Source organism: Burkholderia sp. 572 (assembly GCF_040545135.1).
GTDB lineage: Bacteria > Pseudomonadota > Gammaproteobacteria > Burkholderiales > Burkholderiaceae > Burkholderia > Burkholderia cepacia.
On sequence record NZ_JBEPLH010000002.1, the window covers coordinates 269871 to 289075 of the forward strand.

At 67.4% G+C, this 19205-nt stretch carries 15 protein-coding genes; 3 read left to right on the forward strand and 12 right to left on the reverse strand.

Annotated elements, in window-relative coordinates; translation table 11 throughout:
• Positions 1 to 25: 25 nt before the first annotated feature.
• Positions 26 to 1219 carry a urate hydroxylase PuuD gene (locus tag ABIC51_RS04920; protein WP_021160368.1) on the reverse strand — a complete coding sequence of 398 codons (1194 nt, stop codon included), beginning with the start codon at positions 1217 to 1219 and terminating at the stop codon, positions 26 to 28.
• Positions 1220 to 1271: 52 nt separating this feature from the next.
• Positions 1272 to 1625 (reverse strand): hydroxyisourate hydrolase, encoded by a 354-nt coding sequence (gene uraH / locus ABIC51_RS04925; RefSeq protein WP_059694643.1) that lies wholly within the window; start codon positions 1623 to 1625, stop codon positions 1272 to 1274.
• A 518-nt stretch (positions 1626 to 2143) separates the two neighbouring features.
• Between uraH and ABIC51_RS04930 the strand changes: the two genes are divergently transcribed.
• Complete coding sequence (locus ABIC51_RS04930) at positions 2144 to 3556, forward strand: 8-oxoguanine deaminase (RefSeq protein ID WP_060194407.1); 1413 nt, start codon at positions 2144 to 2146, stop codon at positions 3554 to 3556.
• 157 nt (positions 3557 to 3713) lie between these two features.
• Here the strand turns inward: ABIC51_RS04930 and ABIC51_RS04935 are convergent, their stop codons facing one another.
• Both ABIC51_RS04935 and ABIC51_RS04940 read right to left on the reverse strand, forming a co-directional pair.
• On the reverse strand, positions 3714 to 4643 hold the full coding sequence (locus tag ABIC51_RS04935; RefSeq protein WP_006478550.1) for a LysR substrate-binding domain-containing protein: 930 nt from the start codon (positions 4641 to 4643) through the stop codon (positions 3714 to 3716).
• 222 nt (positions 4644 to 4865) lie between these two features.
• Positions 4866 to 5075 (reverse strand): dodecin, encoded by a 210-nt coding sequence (locus ABIC51_RS04940; RefSeq protein WP_021160372.1) that lies wholly within the window; start codon positions 5073 to 5075, stop codon positions 4866 to 4868.
• 135 nt (positions 5076 to 5210) lie between these two features.
• Between ABIC51_RS04940 and ABIC51_RS04945 the strand changes: the two genes are divergently transcribed.
• Positions 5211 to 6104 carry an NAD(P)-dependent oxidoreductase gene (locus tag ABIC51_RS04945; RefSeq protein ID WP_146252813.1) on the forward strand — a complete coding sequence of 298 codons (894 nt, stop codon included), beginning with the start codon at positions 5211 to 5213 and terminating at the stop codon, positions 6102 to 6104.
• Positions 6105 to 6170: 66 nt separating this feature from the next.
• Here ABIC51_RS04945 and ABIC51_RS04950 read toward each other — a convergent pair whose 3' ends face one another.
• The 4 genes from ABIC51_RS04950 to ABIC51_RS04965 form a co-directional block, all read right to left on the reverse strand.
• On the reverse strand, positions 6171 to 6617 hold the full coding sequence (locus tag ABIC51_RS04950) for a hypothetical protein (RefSeq protein WP_027784713.1): 447 nt from the start codon (positions 6615 to 6617) through the stop codon (positions 6171 to 6173).
• A 333-nt stretch (positions 6618 to 6950) separates the two neighbouring features.
• A complete protein-coding gene (gene mscL / locus ABIC51_RS04955; protein ID WP_006487991.1) occupies positions 6951 to 7382 on the reverse strand; it encodes a large conductance mechanosensitive channel protein MscL in 432 nt (143 codons plus the stop codon).
• A gap of 232 nt (positions 7383 to 7614) precedes the next feature.
• Positions 7615 to 8781, reverse strand: a complete 1167-nt coding sequence (locus tag ABIC51_RS04960) for a tetratricopeptide repeat protein (RefSeq protein WP_060084302.1) — start codon at positions 8779 to 8781, stop codon at positions 7615 to 7617.
• Positions 8782 to 8871: 90 nt separating this feature from the next.
• On the reverse strand, positions 8872 to 9552 hold the full coding sequence (locus ABIC51_RS04965) for a PspA/IM30 family protein (protein ID WP_021160377.1): 681 nt from the start codon (positions 9550 to 9552) through the stop codon (positions 8872 to 8874).
• A 443-nt stretch (positions 9553 to 9995) separates the two neighbouring features.
• On the opposite strand from ABIC51_RS04965, the gene ABIC51_RS04970 reads away from it, so the two are divergent.
• Entirely contained in the window at positions 9996 to 12512 is a 2517-nt protein-coding gene (locus ABIC51_RS04970; RefSeq protein WP_027787140.1) for a penicillin-binding protein 1A, read from the forward strand.
• An 83-nt stretch (positions 12513 to 12595) separates the two neighbouring features.
• Here ABIC51_RS04970 and ABIC51_RS04975 read toward each other — a convergent pair whose 3' ends face one another.
• The 4 genes from ABIC51_RS04975 to mfd form a co-directional block, all read right to left on the reverse strand.
• On the reverse strand, positions 12596 to 13027 hold the full coding sequence (locus ABIC51_RS04975; protein WP_226128752.1) for a DUF3574 domain-containing protein: 432 nt from the start codon (positions 13025 to 13027) through the stop codon (positions 12596 to 12598).
• Positions 13028 to 13223: 196 nt separating this feature from the next.
• Positions 13224 to 14243: a threonine/serine dehydratase family protein gene (locus tag ABIC51_RS04980; protein WP_027787142.1), complete on the reverse strand. Its 1020-nt coding sequence runs from the start codon at positions 14241 to 14243 to the stop codon at positions 13224 to 13226.
• Between the two features lie 60 nt (positions 14244 to 14303).
• Positions 14304 to 15524: an acetylornithine deacetylase gene (argE, locus tag ABIC51_RS04985; protein ID WP_021160382.1), complete on the reverse strand. Its 1221-nt coding sequence runs from the start codon at positions 15522 to 15524 to the stop codon at positions 14304 to 14306.
• Positions 15525 to 15639: 115 nt separating this feature from the next.
• On the reverse strand, positions 15640 to 19110 hold the full coding sequence (gene mfd, locus ABIC51_RS04990; RefSeq protein ID WP_027787144.1) for a transcription-repair coupling factor: 3471 nt from the start codon (positions 19108 to 19110) through the stop codon (positions 15640 to 15642).
• Between the last annotated feature and the right edge of the window lie 95 nt (positions 19111 to 19205).

Consider the following 19205-nt stretch of genomic DNA (forward strand, 5'->3'; position numbering starts at 1 on the left):
GCACTCACGCCCGGCGCACGGCGGCTTACTTGTTCGCGCCACCCTCGAACCAGGCGGCGAGCTTCGTCCGCTCGTCGTCGGTCATGTGCGTGACGTTGCCGATCGGCATCGCCTTCAGGCGCACGGCCTGTTCGTAGATGCGCTGTGCGTTCTTCGACACTTCGTCCGGCGTGTCGAACATCACGCCCGCGGGCGCGCTGCCCATCAGCGTCGGCTTCGACGAGTGGCACTCGACGCAGCGTTGCTGCAGGATCGGCATGATGTCGTTGATCACGATCTTCGGTGCGTTGGCCGCTTGCGCTTCCGGTGCGACCGGCTTCGGCATCGTCCAGACCAGTGCGCCCGACAGCAGTGCGACGCCGCCGATCGGCAGGTACCACAGCTGCTTGCCGCGGTGACGCATCACGAAGAACTGGCGGATCAGCGCGCCGGCCAGCATGATCAGCACGAGCACGACCCAGTTGAACTTGTTCGTGTAGGTCATCGCGTAGTGGTTCGACAGCATCGCGAACACGACCGGCAGCGTGAAGTACGTGTTGTGCACCGAGCGCTGCTTGCCGCGCTTGCCGTAGATCGGGTTCGGCTCTTCGCCCTTGAGCATCTTGTCGACCATCTTGCGCTGGCCGGGGATGATCACGAAGAACACGTTCGCCGACATGATCGTGGCGAGCATCGCGCCGACGATCAGGTAGGCGGCACGGCCCGCGAAGATATGGCACGCGAGGTAGGCGGCGGCGACCACGTAGATGCCGACGCAGATGCCGAGCACGCGGTCGTTGGTGCCGAGGATGCGGCACAGCGAGTCGTAGACGATCCAGCCGGCCGCGAGGAAGCCGAGTGCGGACGCGACGGCGACCACCGGGCCCATGTCGAGCACGCTCTTGTCGATCAGGTAGGTGTTCGGTGCGAGCAGGTACAGCACGAAGAACAGCGAGAAGCCCGACAGCCAGGTCGTGTACGACGGCCACTTCGACCAGTGCAGGTCATCGGGCATTTCCGGCGGGGCGACCGTGTACTTCTGCATGTTGTAGAAACCGCCGCCGTGGACATGCCACAGCTCGCCGAACACGCCGCGCTTGCGCTGGTTCGGGTCGGTCGGCGGTTTCAGGCTGTTGTCGAGCGCGACGAAATAGAACGACTCGCCGATCCACGCAATGGCGACGATGACGTGCAGCCATCGCAGCGCGAGGTTCAGCCAGTCGGTGATGAAGCCTTCCATGAAACTCCTCCAGACTCAAATCGTTTGTTTGATGCGGGCGCTGATTCGAATGTCAGCTGCCGCGATAGGTGCTGTACGACCACGGCGACACGAGCAGCGGCACGTGGTAGTGCGAAGCGGTGTCGGCGATGCCGAAGCGCAGCACGACGCGGTCGACGAAACGGGGTTCGGGCACCTTCACGCCGAGCGACGCGAAGTAGTCGCCGGCGTGGAACACGAGTTCGTATTCGCCGGCGGCGAGCGCGGCGCCTTCGAGCAGGGGTTCGTCGCAGCGGCCGTCGCTATTGGTGAGCACGGTCTTGAGCGCGCGGCGCGATTCGCCGTCCAGCGCGTAGAGGTCCACCTTGATTGCCGCGCCGGGACGGCCGTGCGCCGTATCGAGTACGTGGGTAGTGAGCTTTCCCATTCGTTGTGTCCTTATGTGAATGCGGGGTTCGGCGGCGACTCGATCCATTGACTGTGCGGCGGATCGAGGCTCCACGTCACGTGGCTACATACCCGTCGGCGAGATTGAAGCGAGCGCCGTGCAGGCATTGTAAAAAGGTTCCCCGCGCAAATACGGGCGCGATATCAAAGATAATGCGCCGCGCATGAGCGGCTGTCGACGGTATGCCGGATACCGCTTCCGGCGGGCTTTTCGGGTGTTTCCGGCCTTTCGCCGGGTGGTGCGCGGCGTACCATATCGAAACCGTGAAGCGCGGTATTCCGGATCGCGCATTGTGTGCGGCGCGTGCTTGGGCGATCCTCCCGCCGTGCGCGTCGGCCTGTGGCCCGCGCGTACCCCGAAGACGGCGAGCACGCCGGGTAACCGGGCCAGGGCGTTCGAACGGACGCAGGCACCGGAGCGTGCCGCGATTCAGCGTTCGAACGGCTGTGTGACCGCCTCCAGGATCAGCGCCTGGGGGCAACCGACGCGGAGAACGCATGAACCTCGAGCAGCACGCTGGCGCACGCGCGCCGAACCCTTCCTCATCCCGCCCGAAAACCCTGCTGGTCAAGCACGCCGACGTGCTCGTGACCATGGACGACACGCGCCGCGAGCTGCGCGACGCCGGGCTCTACATCGAAGACAACCGGATCGTCGCGGTCGGCCCGAGCGCCGAGCTGCCCGACACGGCCGACGAAGTGCTCGACCTGCGCGGCCACCTCGTGATCCCGGGGCTCGTGAACACGCACCACCACATGTACCAGAGCCTGACGCGCGCGGTGCCGGCCGCGCAGAATGCCGAACTGTTCGGCTGGCTCACGAGCCTGTACCGGATCTGGGCGCACCTGACGCCCGAGATGATCGAGGTGTCGACGCTCACCGCGATGGCCGAGCTGCTGCAGTCGGGCTGCACGACGTCGAGCGACCACCTGTACATCTACCCGAACGGCAGCCGCCTCGACGACAGCATCGGCGCCGCGCAGCGGATCGGCATGCGCTTTCACGCGAGCCGCGGCTCGATGAGTGTCGGCCAGCGCGACGGCGGGCTGCCGCCCGATTCGGTCGTCGAGCGCGAGCCCGAGATCCTGCGCGACACGCAGCGCCTGATCGAGACCTATCACGACGAAGGCCGCTACGCGATGCTGCGCGTGGTGGTCGCGCCGTGCTCGCCGTTCTCGGTGAGCCGCGAGCTGATGCGCGACGCGGCCGTGCTGGCGCGCGAATACGGCGTGTCGCTGCACACGCACCTCGCGGAGAACGTCAACGATATCGCGTACAGCCGCGAGAAGTTCGGGATGACGCCGGCCGAATATGCGGAAGATCTCGGCTGGGTCGGCCACGACGTGTGGCACGCGCACTGCGTGCAGCTCGACGATGCGGGCATCGGCCTGTTCGCGCGCACCGGCACGGGCGTCGCGCACTGTCCGTGCTCGAACATGCGGCTCGCGTCGGGCATCGCGCCGGTGAAGAAGATGCGTCTCGCGGGCGTGCCGGTCGGCCTTGGCGTCGACGGCTCCGCGTCGAACGACGGTGCGCAGATGGTCGCGGAAGTGCGGCAGGCGCTGCTGCTGCAACGGGTCGGTTTCGGGCCCGATGCAATGACCGCGCGCGAAGCGCTCGAGATCGCGACGCTCGGCGGCGCGAAGGTGCTGAACCGCGACGATATCGGCGCGCTGAAGCCCGGCATGGCCGCCGACTTCGCCGCATTCGACCTGCGCCAGCCGCTGTTCGCGGGCGCGCTGCACGATCCGGTCGCGGCGCTGGTGTTCTGCGCGCCGTCGCAGACGGCGTACACGGTGGTGAACGGGAAGGTGGTGGTGCGGGAGGGGCGGCTGGCGACGCTCGATCTGCCGCCCGTCATCGCGCGGCATAACGCGCTGGCGCAGGCACTCGTGGAGGCGTCGCGCTGATGCACTGAGCTGGAGAGTGCGCCGCGCGCTGCACGTCGGGCGCGTGGCGCCCGGGGCCGGGATCCGTCACGCCCGGCCGCACGAGGCCGCTTCGGGCCACACCGGGCCACACCGGGCCACGCCGCAGCGGCGTGGCCGGCGCGCGCGTCGTGCGCGCTTACGCTTCGATCAGCGTGCGGGTGGCTTCGGCGACGAGGCTGCGCAGCCAGCGCACTTCGTCGGAGTAGTGGCAGCGCTCGTGCCACAGCTGGTAGTACTGCATCGGTGGGAAGTCGAGCGGTGCCGGCACGACCGACAGCGGCAGGAACTTCGCGTAGTGATCGGCGAACAGGCGCGTTGTCGTGAAGATCAGGTCGGACTTCACGAGCACGTACGGCGCGAGGTTGAAGTACGGCAGCGTGACGACCACGTGGCGCTTGAGCCGTTCGCGCGCGAGATGCACGTCGATCGCGCCGCGCTGGCCGACCGAGTACGGCGTCGGCGCGAGATGCGGCGCGTTCAGGTACTGGTCGAGCGTGAGCCCGCCACGCTTCGCGAACGGGTGCGTGTTGCTCATCAGGCAGACGATTTCGTCGACGAACAGGTTCGACAGGTGCAGCTGCTCGGGCGGTTCGGGCCAGTTGCCGACGACGATGTCGAGCTTGCCGTCCTCCAGCGCGAGCTCGTAGTCGAAGGCGGGGCCGAGCGAATGGAACTCGAGCGTCGCGTTCGGCGCGGCCAGGCGAAAGCGCTCGACGACGGTCGGCACGAACAGCACGTTCAGGTAGTCGGGGCAGCCGATCCGGTAGCAGCGGATCGACGTGGCCGGGTCGAAGTTGTGCTGCTGGAACTTGATCCGCTCGATTTCACGCAGCGCGTTCTGCACGGGCTCGAGCAGGCGCAGCCCGTATTCGGTCGGCACCATGCCGGATTTGCCGCGCACCAGCAGCGGATCGCCGGTGATGTCGCGCAGGCGCCGCAGCGCCGCGCTGATTGCCGGTTGCGACTGGTTCAGTTTGACGGCCGCGCGCGTGACGCTGCGCTCCATCAACAAGGTGTGCAAGACGCGCAAGAGGTACGTGTCGATCGCCTCGCGTTGCTGACTCATGATTTCTCCGGGTTATATGGCTGGGCTGATCGAGGGGTACTGTGGGTATATCGTTTTTAATATGAACGAAAATCAGCGTCAAGAGATGGATACCCGCAGGCACCCGCCGGCCGGGCCGCGACAAGGGGCCTGAACGGGGTTGCAAGCGGGCGCGCCGCGCCGTGCGGAGGCACGTGTCGTGCGACTCCGGATCGCGGCGCGGCGTGGGATGCGACGGGCGCGTCAGTCGTCGATGCGCATGCCGACCTTCAGCGTCACCTGCCAGTGAACCACCTGGTCGCCTTCGATGTGGCCGCGCGTTTCGGTCACCTGGAACCAGTGCAGGTTGTGCAGTGTCTTGCCGGCTTTCGAGATCGCGTTGCGGATGGCGTCGTCGCTCGATTGCTGTGACGAACCGGTCAGTTCGATCATCTTGTACACGTGGTCGCTCATGATGCGCTCCCTGGGATATCGGCATATATCGCCGGTGCAGGTCGCGTTCCCGAAGCGGCGCCGCGCGTGCCCGGCTTCTTGAGTGATAGGTATGATGGGCGGCAAGTGCAACCCATATCGGAGACGAGGAACATCGTGGAAGTCGGATTTTGCGGACCGGGATTGATGGGCGCGCCGATGATTCGGCATTTGCTGGCGGCCGGGCATCGGGTCAGCGTGTGGAATCGTTCGCGCGACAAGGCCGAGGCGCTCGTGAAGGACGGCGCGCAAGTGGCCGGCACGCCGCGTGAACTGGCGGAGCGCGTCGATACGGTATTCATGTGCGTGCTCGACGGCCGCGCGGTGGGCGACGTCGTGTTCGGCGAGCACGGGCTGCTGGCCGGCGACGCCGCCGCGCGTCGCCTGCAACGCATCGTCGATCATTCGAGCATCCCGCCCGCGGCGACGCGCGATTACGCGGCGCGCGCGGCCGCACTCGGCGTCGGCTGGATCGATGCGCCCGTATCGGGCGGCGTGCCCGGCGCGCAGGCCGGCACGCTCGCGGTGATGGCCGGCGGCCGCGCGGCCGATCTCGACACGGTGCGGCCGCTGATCGACACGTACGCGTCGCGCATCACGCACATGGGCGACGCGGGCGCGGGGCAGACGGCGAAGCTGTGCAACCAGGCGATCGTCACCGCGACGGTGACCGCGATTGCCGAGGCCGTCGGTCTCGCGCAGGCGAGCGGCATCGATGCCGCCCGGTTGGCCGAAGCGCTGGCCGGCGGCTGGGCCGATTCGGTGCTGCTGCAGACGTTCGTGCCGCGCATGACGTCGGGCGGTCATGCACCGATCGGCGCGCTCAGCACGTTCCAGAAGGACGTCGATGCGATAGCCGACGCGGCGCGCGACACGGGTGCGGTGATGCCGGTGTCGGCCACCGTGCAGCAGGTGCTGCGGCTGGGCGCCGCGCAAGGGCTCGCCGGCGCCGATTTCGCCGCGTTCATCGACATCGTGCGGCCCGGCAACGGGCGTCGGCAGGCGTCGTGACGGGCAAGCGGGGCGGGTGAATGGCAGATGGGCCGCCCGGAGGCGGCCCATCGAATGGCAGGCGGATCAGCCGAGGGAGCGGGGTGTCGTGTCGCCGGCGTTCTGGCGGCCGAGCCCGCCGCGCAGGCTCGCTTTCGTGCCTGCACCAAACTCGGGCAGGATGCGCGCACGCGCACGGCTGGCGAACACGAGGAAACCGAAGCCGTTCGCTTCGTACCAGTAACCACCGTTCTCGAGGCCGTCGAGCGGCTGCTCGAGCGCGTTGGCGATCGATTCGATGCAACGCTTGCGCAGCTCGGCGATGGCGGGATAGGGCGGCTGGGCGCCGCGCACGCTGCACAGGAGCACGTCGAGACCGGGCAGCACGTGGGCGTACAGGACGGGTTCGTCCTGCGCACGGGCGCGGGCAATCTTGGTGTCGAGCTGGGCAAACGGTTTCGAGTGGCGCAATACCGCGAGGAATGACTCCTGGCCATCCTGCTGGGCACGCCGACGTTTTTTCGGGAAGGACATAAACACTCGCCTCAAAAACAATTGCAAGAAATGCGGCATTTTCATGCGACCCACTCCCGGCTATGTACGCCGCATGTCGATCCTTTATAGCACACGAAAATGCTGCCTTCGTGCAGTACGACGATCAATGTCTCCCGTCGACCTGCTCGCCATGATCGACACAGTCAGCGTCTTGGCGCCCGTACTGTCGTTTAGTCTCCATCATAGACCTGCTTTTCCCGCGCGTGCATTCGCCCGTCACAAAAAAGTGAGATAGGCCGCATGCGGCGGTGCATCGCGCGCGCAATAAAAAGGCCCGCACGGGGCGGGCCTGGCAGGCGGGGTGCTCGGAGATCAGCGCTGCTTCAGCGAATCGCGGATCTCGCGCAGCAGCACCGTGTCTTCCGGCGTCGCGGCCGGTGCGGCTTCTTCCGGCTTGCGCAGCTTGTTGATGAATTTCACCATCAGGAAAATGATGAATGCGAGGATGACGAAATTGATCGCCACGGTGATGAACGAGCCGTAGCCGAACGCGGCGACACCCGCGGCCTGCAGGTCCTTGAACGAATCGGGATTACCCTTGAACGTCGGGGGGATGGTGCCGAGCAGAACGAACTTGTTCGAGAAATCCAGACCGCCCGTCAGCACGCCGATCACCGGCATGATGAGGTCTTTCACGACCGAGTCGACGATCTTCGAGAACGCGCCGCCGATGATCACGCCGACGGCGAGATCCATGACGTTGCCCTTGACGGCGAACTCCTTGAATTCCTTGATGATGCTCATGAGCGGCTTTCTCCTGTTGGGGGCGAGGGGAGGCGTGCCGCGACGCGCGGGGATGCAGAGCGTCGAATGAGGGTCGGTGGCACGCCGATGGCCGCATGATAGCGAACGCTCCCCATTGCCGGTAGTCCATCTTGAAATGATTGACAAATCCGCGCGTCGGCGCGGCCGGCGCTGAAGGGGAGCGTGGCGTGCGTTGGAGTGCGCCGCGGGTGTGTCGACGCGCCGCGCGGCGTCAGGTGTTGTCGTCGGTCCAGCCGTCGTCGTTGCTGCCGAGGTCCATGCCGCCGCCGCCGCCGTTGCCGTCGCTCCAGTTCGACGCATCGCCGCGGCCGAGGTCGAAACCCGGATCGTTGTCCTGCCGGTGGCGTTCGCCGTCGACGATCACGTCGCGTTCGACCACGCGCTCGCGGCCGCCCGACATCGCCTCGCCGAGCAATACGCCCGTCAGCAGGCCGCCCATGCCGCCGCCGAAACCGCCGCCGCCTTGCTGGATCACGACAGGCGGCTGCTGTTGCGGGTAGGGTTGCGGCGGATACGGCTGGCCCTGCGCGCCCGTCATGCGATCGGCTTCCTGCGCATACACGGAGCCGCTGCCGTTCACCGGTGCAGCAGGTTGCGCGGCCGGGTCGGGACGCCCCTCGACGCGTGCCTTCACGCTCGCATGGCGCTGTTCGAGTTCGTCGACGCGATAGGGCGGTACCGGATTCTTGCCGTTGGACAGCGTTTCGACGAGCGTGCGCGCGTCGGTCTCGATCGCTTCGAGTTCGCCCGTGAGCGCCGCGGCCCCCGGCGCCGTCGACAGCTTCGCGTCGAGCTTCAGCGGGCGGATGTCGTTCAGCACGTCGGTGGCGCGCTTGAGCTGCGTGCGGCGCTCGTCGTCGGCGCGGCTGTTGTCGGCCGTGCGCGCGCGCCGCAGCGTCCAGCGCAGCACCAGCGCGATCACCGCGACGATCAGCCCGAGGCCGATCCACATGCCGGTCGACGGGCCGTGTTTTTCGGCCGGCGCGGCAGCGGGCGCGAGCGACGATTGCAGCGTGCCGGCCTGCGTCGCCGACGGCGCGTTGCCGCTCACGCGCGCGGCGTCGGCGCGAATGCGCGACTCCGTCTGGGCAAAGCGCGACGCATCGGTGAACTTCAGTTGCGGATCGAGCGACTTCGCGCGCTGCAGCTGCGCGAGCGCATCGGACGCGCGGCCCTCGCGGTCCAGCACCTGCGCATACAGGTAGCGCGCGTGCGCATTGTTCGGATGGGCGTCGATGACTTGCGACAGCTGCGTGTCGGCTTGCTGCCAGTTGCGTTGCGCGATCGACTGCTCGACCTGCTGCAGCGACGGGACCGCAAACGCGGCGGACGACAGCAACATCAGCGAGAGGCCGAGTGCGGCGAGAGATTTCTTCATGGTCGAACCGGGCGCAGGCGCCCGTCTCCTGACGATCGGTTCGCGCCGCGCGCCCGGGGCGGGCGGCGGCGCGGTTGCCCGCAGTTGCCGTTACTGCGCGGGCGTGTCCAGCTGCTTCTTCAGCGCGGCGAGGCGATCCTCGACCGACGGGCCCTTGTTCAGCGCGGCGAGCTTGTCGTCGAGTGCCTTGCCGCTCGACGTGTCGGCGGAATTGAGGCGCGCGTCCGAGCGGGCGTTCTGCAGCGCGACCTTGTCCTCGAGCTTCTGGAAGTCTTCGGACAGGTTCTTGCCGCCGATGCCGCCCAGCGCGCTTGCCGCGACGTCCTTCGCCTGCGCGATTTCCTGCTTGGCCTGCAGGATGTTCGAGCGCGCATTCAGGTCGTTGCGGCGCTGACGCATGTCGGCGATCTGCCCCTTCAGCTTGTCGACCGACGGCTCGAGCGTCGACAGCTCGGCCGCGAGCGCGTCACGCTCGGCTTCCGCGTTCGACTGCGCGCCGAGCGCCTCGCGTGCGAGCGCCTCGTCGCCGGCCTGCAGCGCGCGCTTCGCGCCGTCCTCGTACTTCTTCACCTTGTCGTCGGCCGCATCGCGCTTGCTGCGCTGGGTCGCGACCTGTGCCTCGATCTCGATCAGCGAATTCTCGGCACGGCCGATGCTGTCGTCGAGCTCCCGCACGATCTGCCGTGCGTCGCGCGACGGATCCTGTACCGAATCGGCCGCATCGTTCAGCAGGCCTTTGATCGTGCGCGAAACAGAGTCGAAAAGCGACATGAAATCCTCCGTGGTTGAAAGGCGCCGCGTAGCCGCGGCAGTGCCCGTAGCGAGCCGGTTCCGACCCGCATGAGCCGGCGGATATTACACCACCGGTTCACTTAAATACGGCTTAAACGCGCGAGTTCAAGCGGCGCGCGCATCAGGATGTCGAACCTTTCGCGGTTGAAAGAAAATCGACCGTGCGCGCCATATTGCGTGTCCATGATAGGCAGAGGATGCCGACAATACGTTCCTCAAATCACGGCATTGCGGGAATTTTTACAAAAAATCGCGAAGGCACCCGGTCGATTTCATTAAAATGCGCTGTCACGTCGCGGGAACGGATCGCCGCGCGGCGGGGTCTGTCGACGTGACAGCCGCATCACGCTGTACCCGCTCTGATTCATCCGCTTGCATTTCCGCATGCGTCCGAGGGTGCCACGTACGCCCGCCATTCCGACATGCCAATTATCAAACGACCGCCTTCTTCTTCCGACAGGAACGAACCTCACTACACGCTGCGCCGTTCGCCGTCCGGAGCCTATTACCCCGATGACGACGATCGCGACGACGACCGCCGCACCCAGCGCAGCGGCGGCGGAGGGCGCCGTCGCTCGTTCGGCTCGCGCGTCGCGCTGTGGTTCGCCGGCCTGTTCGCGACGCTGGCGATCGTCGGCGCGCTGATCGTCGGCTACGCGCTGGTCGTGATGGCGCCGCAACTGCCGTCGCTCGATGCGCTGACCAACTACCAGCCGAAGGTGCCGCTGCGCGTGTTCACGGCCGATCACGTGCTGATCGGCGAGTTCGGCGAGGAGCGCCGCAGCCTCGTGCGGTTCCAGGACATTCCCGACGTGATGAAGAAGGCCGTGCTCGCGATCGAGGACTACCGCTTCTACGAGCACGGCGGTGTCGACTTCGTCGGCATCCTGCGCGCGGGCGTCGCCGACCTGATGCACGGCGGCGCGCGCCAGGGCGCGAGCACGATCACGATGCAGGTCGCGCGCAACTTCTTCCTGTCGAGCGAGAAGACCTACACGCGCAAGATTTACGAAATGCTGCTCGCGTACAAGATCGAGAAGGCCCTGACGAAGGACCAGATCCTCGAGCTGTACATGAACCAGATCTATCTCGGCCAGCGCTCGTACGGTTTCGCGGCCGCCGCGCGCGTGTATTTCGGCAAGGACCTGAAGGACATCACGCTCGCTGAAGCGGCGATGCTCGCGGGGCTGCCGAAGGCGCCGTCCGCCTATAACCCGGTCGTCAATCCGAAGCGCGCGAAGGTGCGCCAGGAATACATCCTGAAGCGCATGCTCGAGGTCGGCTACATCACGCAGCCGCAGTACGACGAGGCCGTGAAGGAAGAGATCCACGTGCGCACGCCGGGCAACCAGTACGCGGTGCACGGCGAGTACGTCGCCGAGATGGTGCGGCAGATGATGTACCAGCAGTACAAGGACGAAACCTATACGCGCGGGCTGACCGTCACGACGACGATCAATTCGGCCGACCAGGAAGCGGCGTACCAGGCCGTGCGTCGCGGCATTCTCGACTACGAGCGCCGCCACGGCTATCGCGGGCCGGAAGCGTCGATCCAGCTGCCCGCGGCCGGCGACGACCGCGACGAGGCGATCGACGACGCGCTCGCCGATCACCCGGACAACGGCGACCTTCAGTCGGCGGTCGTGCTGTCGGCGTCGCCGAACGCGGTCGAGGTGCAGTTCGTCGGCGGCGCGACCACGACGATCGGGCCGGCCGGGCTGCGCTTTGTGTCGGCCGCATTGAGCCCGCGCGCGAACGATACGCTGCGCATCAAGCCGGGCTCGGTCGTGCGCGTGCTGAAGGACGGCAAGACGGGCTGGCAGGTCGTGCAGCTGCCGCAGGTCGAAGGCGCGCTCGTCGCGATCGCGCCGCAGGATGGCGCGATCCGCTCGCTCGTCGGCGGCTTCGACTTCAACAAGAGCAAGTTCAACCACGTGACGCAGGCATGGCGGCAGCCGGGCTCGTCGTTCAAGCCGTTCATCTACTCGGCGTCGCTCGACAAGGGCATGGGGCCGGCGACGATGATCAACGACGCGCCGCTGTACTTCCCGCCGAGCGTGCCGGGCGGCACCGCCTGGGAGCCGAAGGACGACGACCAGCCGGACGGCCCGATGACGATGCGTACCGGCCTGCAGCGTTCGAAGAACCTCGTGTCGATCCGGATCCTCGCGTCGATCGGCACGCAGTATGCGCAGCAGTACGTGACGCAGCGCTTCGGCTTCGATCCCGCGAAGACGCCGCCTTACCTGCCGATGGCGCTCGGCGCGGGCCTCGTGACGCCGCTGCAGCTCGCGACGGGTTATGCGGTGTTCGCGAACGGCGGCTACAAGGTCGATCCGTACCTGATCGCCGAGGTCGACGACGCGCGCGGCCAGCCGCTGCAGAAGTCGCAGCCGGTGCTCGCGGGCAGCACGGCGCCGCGCACGATCGAAGGCCGCAATGCATACGTGATGAACAGCCTGCTGCATTCGGTCGCGACGGCCGGCACGGGTGCGGGCACCAACGCACTGGGCCGCAGTGACCTGCAGGGCAAGACCGGTACGACGAACGACGCGAAGGACGGCTGGTTCGCCGGCTACCAGCAATCGCTCGTCGCGGTTGCATGGATGGGCTTCGACCAGCCGAAGAGCCTCGGCAGCCGCGAGTTCGGCGCGCAGCTCGCGCTGCCGATCTGGGTGAACTACATGCGCACCGCGCTGAACGGCGTGCCCGAGCAGCAGATGCCGATGCCGGACGGCCTGACCTCGATCGACGGCGAGCTGTACTACGCCGATCGCACGCCGGGCAACGGCTTCGTCGCGAACGTCGACATCAACCCGGCCGAGAACGCGATCAGCGCGAACGACGCGCTGGGTTCGGCCGGTGCGGCCGGGCTGGCGCCGCCGCCCGTCACGCCGCAGGAGAAGCAGCAGATCATGGACATGTTCGAGAACAAGTAAGCGGGATACCGCTGTTCATGCATGCGACGGGCGCCTTCGGGCGCCCGTTTTTTTGTGGGTCGAGGCAAGCGGGAGCGGCTGAATCAGAACGACGCGCACGCAGGCACCACCGTCATGCCGACCGATTCCTGATGAAACCGCTCCATATAGGCCTTGCGGATCGCGGCGAGCCGCACGCGCGTGTCGGGCGTATCGTCGGCGATGATACGGATCACGAAGCTGTCCTCGCGCGTGATGCCGCCCGTCGTGCGGTCGCGCCATTGGCCGTGTGTATCCCAGTAGGTCAGGCCGTCGGGAAAACGCGGCGTGACCGTGTCGGCGAGAAACGCCGCGCGCTCCGCATCGGTGACGGAGCCGTGTCCCGCGATGTCGCGCCCGAACAGCAGGTCGGCCTGCAGCATGCGGCTCTCGCCCGGCTGGGTGCAGGCCGGCACCGTGCCGGCGACGGGCGGGGGCGGGGGCGCGGGCGGTGCCGCGCAACCGGCGAGCAGTGCGATCGCGACGCCGCCGATCATGGGCGCCGCGCGGTGCCACCAGGCTGCGGGGCGGGTGGCTGAAGGCCGCATCTGCCCAATTCGTGTCGATCGACCTCCGCGCGCGCAAAACGCTGCGCGCTCAACCACTTGCGTGCTTGTCCGGCGGGTTATCAACAGGGCTGTCAACATAATCTGGGGATAACCCTAGGTTGGTTCGCTGACGCCCGGCGCGCGATCAGTGCTGCAGTTTCGCGTGCGCGAGATGCATGCCGAGCGTACCCGGGTCGGTATTCGTGCCCGACAGCAGCACGCCGACGCGCTTGCCCTGCAGCGTTTCGCGCAGCGGGCCGAGCAGTGCGGCGAGGGCGGCCGCGCATGCCGGTTCGACCGACAGCTTCAGTTGCGAGAACAGGAACAGCATCGCGGCACGCAGCGCGTCGTCGGACACGGTGACGATGCGGTCGACGTGGCGCCGGCACAGCTGGTAGCTGTATTCCTCGGTATGCGGCGCCATCAGCGAATCGGCGATCGTCTGCATCGCGCTCATCTTGATCGTGTGATTGGCCGCGAAGCTGCGGCTCATCGCGTCGGCGCCTTCCGGCTCGACGCCGTACACGTGCACGCGCGGATTCGCGAGCCGCAGCGCGGTCGCCATGCCGGCCGCGAGCCCGCCGCCGCCGATCGGTACGATCACCGCGTCGAGGTCGGGGGTCTGCGTCGCCCATTCGTAGCCGAGCGTCGCGGTGCCGAGGATCGTGTGATAGCCGTTGAACGGATGGATGAAGAAGCGGCCTTCCTCGGCCTCGATCCGGCGCACCAGATCGAACGCCTGCGATGCGCTGCCCGCCAGCACGACTTCCGCGCGGTACTGCTTGCACTGCGCGATGCGCGTCGGGCTCGCGGTGTGGAACATCACGACCTTGGCGCTGCTGCCGAGCCGCATGGCCGCATACGCGACGGCCGCCGCGTGATTGCCGGCCGACACGCAGGTGACGCCGGCGTTCTTGCGCGCCTCGTCGAGCGCGAGCAGGTGCGTGAACGCGCCGCGCGCCTTGAAGCTGCCGCTCACCTGCAGCAGCTCGAACTTGAAGTTGACGTGCGTGCCCTCGAGGGACGGCAGGTCGGCGCGTTCGAACACGGGCGTGCGCGCGACCCAGGGCGACAGCGCGAAATGCTGCGCGGCGATTTCGTCGAGCGTCGGGATCGGTTCGCCGTCGATCGTCGTATGGGCCGTGCCCTGTTGTTCAGTCGACATGACGTGGCGGGTGGCGGAGTGGGCCGGCCCGCACACGCGGGCCGGCGTGGCGGGAGGCAGTCAGTGCGCGTCGACCGACATGCTGCGGATGAACTTGCGCAGGAACTGCTCGCAGCCGGCGAGCTGCGCGAGCTCGACATATTCGTTCGGCTTGTGCGCCTGCTCGATGTTGCCGGGCCCGCATACGACGCTCGGGATGCCCGCGCGTTCGAACAGGCCGGCCTCGGTGCCGTATGCGACCTTGCGCTTGTCCTGGTCCGCCGTCAGCGCGCGCACGAGTTGCGTGATCGCGGCCTGTTCGGTTGCGTCGAGGCCGGGCGCCGCGGCGATCTTCGAAAATTCGATCGCGGCATTCGGATGCTCGCGAAGCATCTGCGGCAGCAGCGTTTCCCGTGCATACGCTTCGATGCGCGTGAAGATCTGCTCGGGATCGAGCGTCGGCAGGTTGCGGAATTCGAAGTCGAAACGGCACTCGGCCGGCACCGTGTTGATCGCGTTGCCGCCCTGGATCGTGCTCGTCTGCGCGGTCGTGAACGGCACGTCGTACAGCGCGTCGAACGGCCCTTCGGCGCGGAAGCGGTCGGCGATGTCGCGGATGTGGCAGATGAGGCGCGCCGCATACTCGATCGCGTTCAGCCCCTTCGGCGTCAGCGACGAATGCGCCGCATGGCCGCGCACGCAGCAGCGGTATGCGTTGATGCCCTTGTGCGCGATGATCGGCCGCATGCTGGTCGGCTCGCCGACGATGCAGCCCGACGGTTGCACGCCGCGCTTGACGAGATCGGCGATCATCAGCGGCGCGCCGGCGCAGCCGATTTCCTCGTCGTAGGACAGCGCGAAATGGATCGGCTTCGCGAGCTTCGTCGCCTGCATCTCGGGCAGCAGCGCGAGCGCGGCGCCGATGAAACCCTTCATGTCGCAGGTGCCGCGGCCGTACAGGCGGCCGTCGCGGATTTCCGGCGCGAACGGGTTGCTGTCCCATTGCTGGCCATCGACCGGCACGACGTCGGTATGCCCCGACAGCACGATGCCGCCGTTCGTCGAGCCGTCGTGCGCGGGCACGGTCGCGAACAGGTTCGCCCAGCCTTCGCGTGGATCGTGCGTGATCGTCGAGGCGATGCCTTTCGCGGCGAGCGCGTCGCGCACCGTTTCGATCAGGCCGAGGTTCGGCACGCGGCTCGTCGTGTCCATCGACACCAGTTGCTTGATCCAGGGCAGGCTGACGAGCGACGCGTCGCCTTGGGTGTCGGTGGACGGCGCCGTGGCGTCGAGAGTGGACATGGCAAAACTCCGTCTGATGAATGCGAAAATCATACTCAAAAACGCGCCGGCCCGCCCGCGCCGCGCGCAGTGCGGTGCAGCATCGGCGCGGCCGTCAGGACCGCGTCACGACCCGTCAGCGCGCCGCGGCCACCGCGCCCTGCCTCGGGGCGAGCGCGCGCAGCGTTTCCTTGATCGTCGACACGCGGATCGCGAGGTCGGGCGAGCGTGTCTCGATCCGCAGCTTGTCCTGGCCCGCGAGCTTGATGTGCCGGTGCTTCTGCACCATCTCGATGATCCGCATCGGATCGATCGGCGGATTCGGCTCGAACTGCAGCCCGATCGCGGCCTCGCTCGCGTCGATCTTCACGATGCCGAGCGGCTTCGCGGCGATCCGCAGCCGGTGCGTCTCGACGAGCGCGTGCGCCTGCGGCGGCAGCTTGCCGAAGCGGTCGATCAGTTCTTCCTGGATACCGTCGATCGCGTCGCCGTGCTCGCAGTTCGCGAGCCGCTTGTACAGCGACAGCCGCTCCTGCACGTCCGCGCAGTAGTCGGCCGGCAGGATCGCCGGCGCATGCAGGTTGATTTCCGTCGTCGCGGCGAGCGGGGCGGTGAGGTCGGGCTCCTTGCCGTTCTTCAGCGCCTTCACCGCGTCGTTCAGCATGTCCGTATAAAGCTGGAAGCCGATCTCGTGGATCTCGCCCGACTGCTTGTCGCCGAGCACCTCGCCGGTGCCGCGGATCTCGAGGTCGTGCATCGCGAGATAGAAGCCCGAACCGAGTTCCTCCATCTGCTGGATCGCTTCCAGCCGGCGCTGGGCCTGCTTGGTCAGCGCCTGCGGATCGTGCACGAGCAGGTACGCGTATGCCTGGTGGTGCGAGCGGCCGACGCGGCCGCGCAACTGGTGGAGCTGCGCGAGGCCGAACTTGTCCGCGCGATGCATGATGATCGTGTTCGCGCTCGGCACGTCGATGCCGGTCTCGATGATGGTCGTGCACAGCAGCACGTTCGCGCGCTGCGCGACGAAATCGCGCATCACCCGTTCGAGCTCGCGTTCGTGCATCTGGCCGTGCGCGATCACGATGCGTGCCTCGGGCACGAGCGCCTCGAGCATCGCCTTGCGGTTCTCGATCGTCTCGACCTCGTTGTGCAGGAAGTACACCTGGCCGCCGCGCTTCAGCTCGCGCAGCATCGCCTCGCGAATCACGCTTTCTTCCTCGCGGCGCACGAAGGTCTTGATCGCGAGGCGCTTCTGCGGCGCGGTCGCGATGACCGAGAAGTCGCGCAGCCCCTCGAGTGCCATCCCGAGCGTGCGCGGGATCGGCGTCGCGGTGAGCGTCAGCACGTCGACTTCCGCGCGCAGCGCTTTCAGCGCTTCCTTCTGGCGCACGCCGAAGCGGTGTTCCTCGTCGATGATCACGAGGCCGAGGCGCTTGAACTGCACGTCCGACGACAGCAGCTTGTGCGTGCCGATCACGATGTCGACGCTGCCTTCGTTGATCTGCGCGATCGCCGCGTTCACTTCCTTCGTCGTCTTGAAGCGCGACAGCTCGACGATCCGCACCGGCCAGTCCGCGAAGCGGTCGGCGAAGGTCTGCGTGTGCTGCTCGGCGAGCAGCGTGGTCGGCGACAGCAGCGCGACCTGCTTGCCGCCCAGCACCGCGATGAACGCGGCGCGCAGCGCGACCTCGGTCTTGCCGAAGCCGACGTCGCCGCACACGAGGCGGTCCATCGGCTTGCCGCTCGTCATGTCGCCGATCACGGCCGCGATGGCTGCCGCCTGGTCGGGCGTTTCCTCGAAGCCGAAGCTCTCGGCGAACTTCACGTAGTCGCGCGGATCGAGCGAGAACGCGTGGCCTTCGCGGGCCGCGCGGCGCGCGTACAGGTTCAGCAGCTCGGCGGCCGTATCGCGGATCTGCTGCGCGGCCTTGCGTTTCGCGCGCTCCCACTGGCCGGAGCCGAGCGCGTGCAGCGGCGCGCTGTCGGGATCGGCGCCGCTGTAGCGCGAGATCACGTGCAATTGCGCGACCGGCACGTAGAGCTTGCTGTCGCCCGAGTATTCGAGATGCAGGAATTCGGTCTCGCCTTCGCCGAGGTCCATCGACACGAGGCCCATGTAGCGGCCGATGCCGTGCTGCGCGTGGACGACCGGGTCGCCGACCTTCAGCTCCGACAGGTCGCGCACCATCGCGTCGACGTTGCTGGCCTGTTCCTGCCGGCGGCGGCCCGCGCGGCGGCCGAGCGCGCCGTACAGCTCGGTCTCGGTGACGACCGCGTAGCCTTCGCCCGGCACTGCAAAGCCGTTCGCGAGCGGCGCGACGCCGAGCGCGAAGCGTTCGTCGCTCTCGAGCCAGCCCGCGAAGTGGTCGTTCGACGCGGGGCGCAGATGGTGTTCGGCGAGCAGTTGCAGGATCGTCTCTCGACGCCCGGCCGATTCGACGGTCAGCAGGACGCGCTTGCCGGACGATTCGACGAACGTGCGCAGCGACGCGAGCGGATCGTCGGCATGGCGATCGACGGAGAGCTGGGGCAGCGCCGTCGCCCAGCCGCCGGCCGGCTGCGCGGGCAGCACGACGCGTGCGAACGGCTTCGCGAACGCGAAGAAATCCTCGTCGGACAGGAACAGGCGCTGCGGTTCGAGGATCGGCCGCTCGCGATCGTGCGCGAGGAACGCGTGACGCTGCTTCGTGTCGGCCGTGAAGCGGCGGATCGACGCTTCGAGATCGCCGGCGAACACGAGGTGCGCATCCTGCGGCAGGTAGTGGAACAGCGTGGCGGTTTCGTCGAAGAACAGCGGCAGGTAATACTCGATGCCGGCCGACGGCACGCCGTTACCGATGTCCTTGTAGATCGGCGCGCGGCTCGGGTCGCCTTCGAACGTCTCACGCCAGCGGCTGCGGAAGGCCGTGCGCGCGGCTTCGTCGAACGGAAACTCGCGGCCCGGCAGCAGGCGCACGTCGCGCACCGGGTAGAGGCTGCGCTGCGTGTCGGGGTCGAACGCGCGGATCGAGTCGACCTGGTCGTCGAACAGGTCGATCCGGTACGGCAGCGGCGAGCCCATCGGGTACAGGTCGATCAGCGAGCCGCGCACGCAGTATTCGCCGGGCCGCACGACCTGGCTCACGTGCTCGTAGCCGGCCAGCGTGAGCTGCGCCTTCAGCTTCGCCTCGTCGAGCCGCTCGCCCTGCGCGAATGCAAACGTGTACGCGGCCATGAACGACGCGGGCGGCATCCGGTACAGCGCGGTGGTCGCGGGCACGAGCAGGATGTCGCAGCGGCCCTCGCCGAGATCGTGCAGCGTCGCGAGACGCTCCGATACGAGGTCCTGGTGCGGCGAGAACGTGTCGTACGGCAGCGTTTCCCAGTCCGGCAGCAGGCGCACGCGGGCGTCGGGCGAGAAGTAGCGGATTTCCTGCGAGAGCCGCTGCGCATCGACCGCGTTCGCGCAGATCACCGCGAGGAGCGGCACGTCCTGGCGGTTGTCGGCGAGATAACGGGCGATGGCGAGCGCGTCGGCGGAACCATGCGCGCCGTCGAAGGCGAAACGCTGGCCGGACTTGACGCGGGCAATGGGCGAGGCGGACGGGGTGGAAGCGTTATCTGGCATAGGGACGACAGGGGTGGCGTGCACGGGCGCATCGCGGTGCGCCGGTCGAGACGAAAGACCTATTATAAAATCCGCTTCTCGATTTCATCTTTCCG

Coding starts and splice junctions, on each gene's coding strand:
- ABIC51_RS04975 (WP_226128752.1), bottom strand. CDS start 13,027: ATGATCGGCGGCGTCGCGATCGCACTGCTCGCCGGTTGCGCGGCACCG.
- mfd (WP_027787144.1), bottom strand. CDS start 19,110: ATGCCAGATAACGCTTCCACCCCGTCCGCCTCGCCCATTGCCCGCGTC.
- mscL (WP_006487991.1), bottom strand. CDS start 7,382: ATGAGCATCATCAAGGAATTCAAGGAGTTCGCCGTCAAGGGCAACGTC.
- ABIC51_RS04920 (WP_021160368.1), bottom strand. CDS start 1,219: ATGGAAGGCTTCATCACCGACTGGCTGAACCTCGCGCTGCGATGGCTG.
- argE (WP_021160382.1), bottom strand. CDS start 15,524: ATGTCCACTCTCGACGCCACGGCGCCGTCCACCGACACCCAAGGCGAC.
- ABIC51_RS04930 (WP_060194407.1), top strand. CDS start 2,144: ATGAACCTCGAGCAGCACGCTGGCGCACGCGCGCCGAACCCTTCCTCA.
- uraH (WP_059694643.1), bottom strand. CDS start 1,625: ATGGGAAAGCTCACTACCCACGTACTCGATACGGCGCACGGCCGTCCC.
- ABIC51_RS04950 (WP_027784713.1), bottom strand. CDS start 6,617: ATGTCCTTCCCGAAAAAACGTCGGCGTGCCCAGCAGGATGGCCAGGAG.
- ABIC51_RS04940 (WP_021160372.1), bottom strand. CDS start 5,075: ATGAGCGACCACGTGTACAAGATGATCGAACTGACCGGTTCGTCACAG.
- ABIC51_RS04970 (WP_027787140.1), top strand. CDS start 9,996: ATGCCAATTATCAAACGACCGCCTTCTTCTTCCGACAGGAACGAACCT.
- ABIC51_RS04965 (WP_021160377.1), bottom strand. CDS start 9,552: ATGTCGCTTTTCGACTCTGTTTCGCGCACGATCAAAGGCCTGCTGAAC.
- ABIC51_RS04980 (WP_027787142.1), bottom strand. CDS start 14,243: ATGTCGACTGAACAACAGGGCACGGCCCATACGACGATCGACGGCGAA.
- ABIC51_RS04935 (WP_006478550.1), bottom strand. CDS start 4,643: ATGAGTCAGCAACGCGAGGCGATCGACACGTACCTCTTGCGCGTCTTG.
- ABIC51_RS04960 (WP_060084302.1), bottom strand. CDS start 8,781: ATGAAGAAATCTCTCGCCGCACTCGGCCTCTCGCTGATGTTGCTGTCG.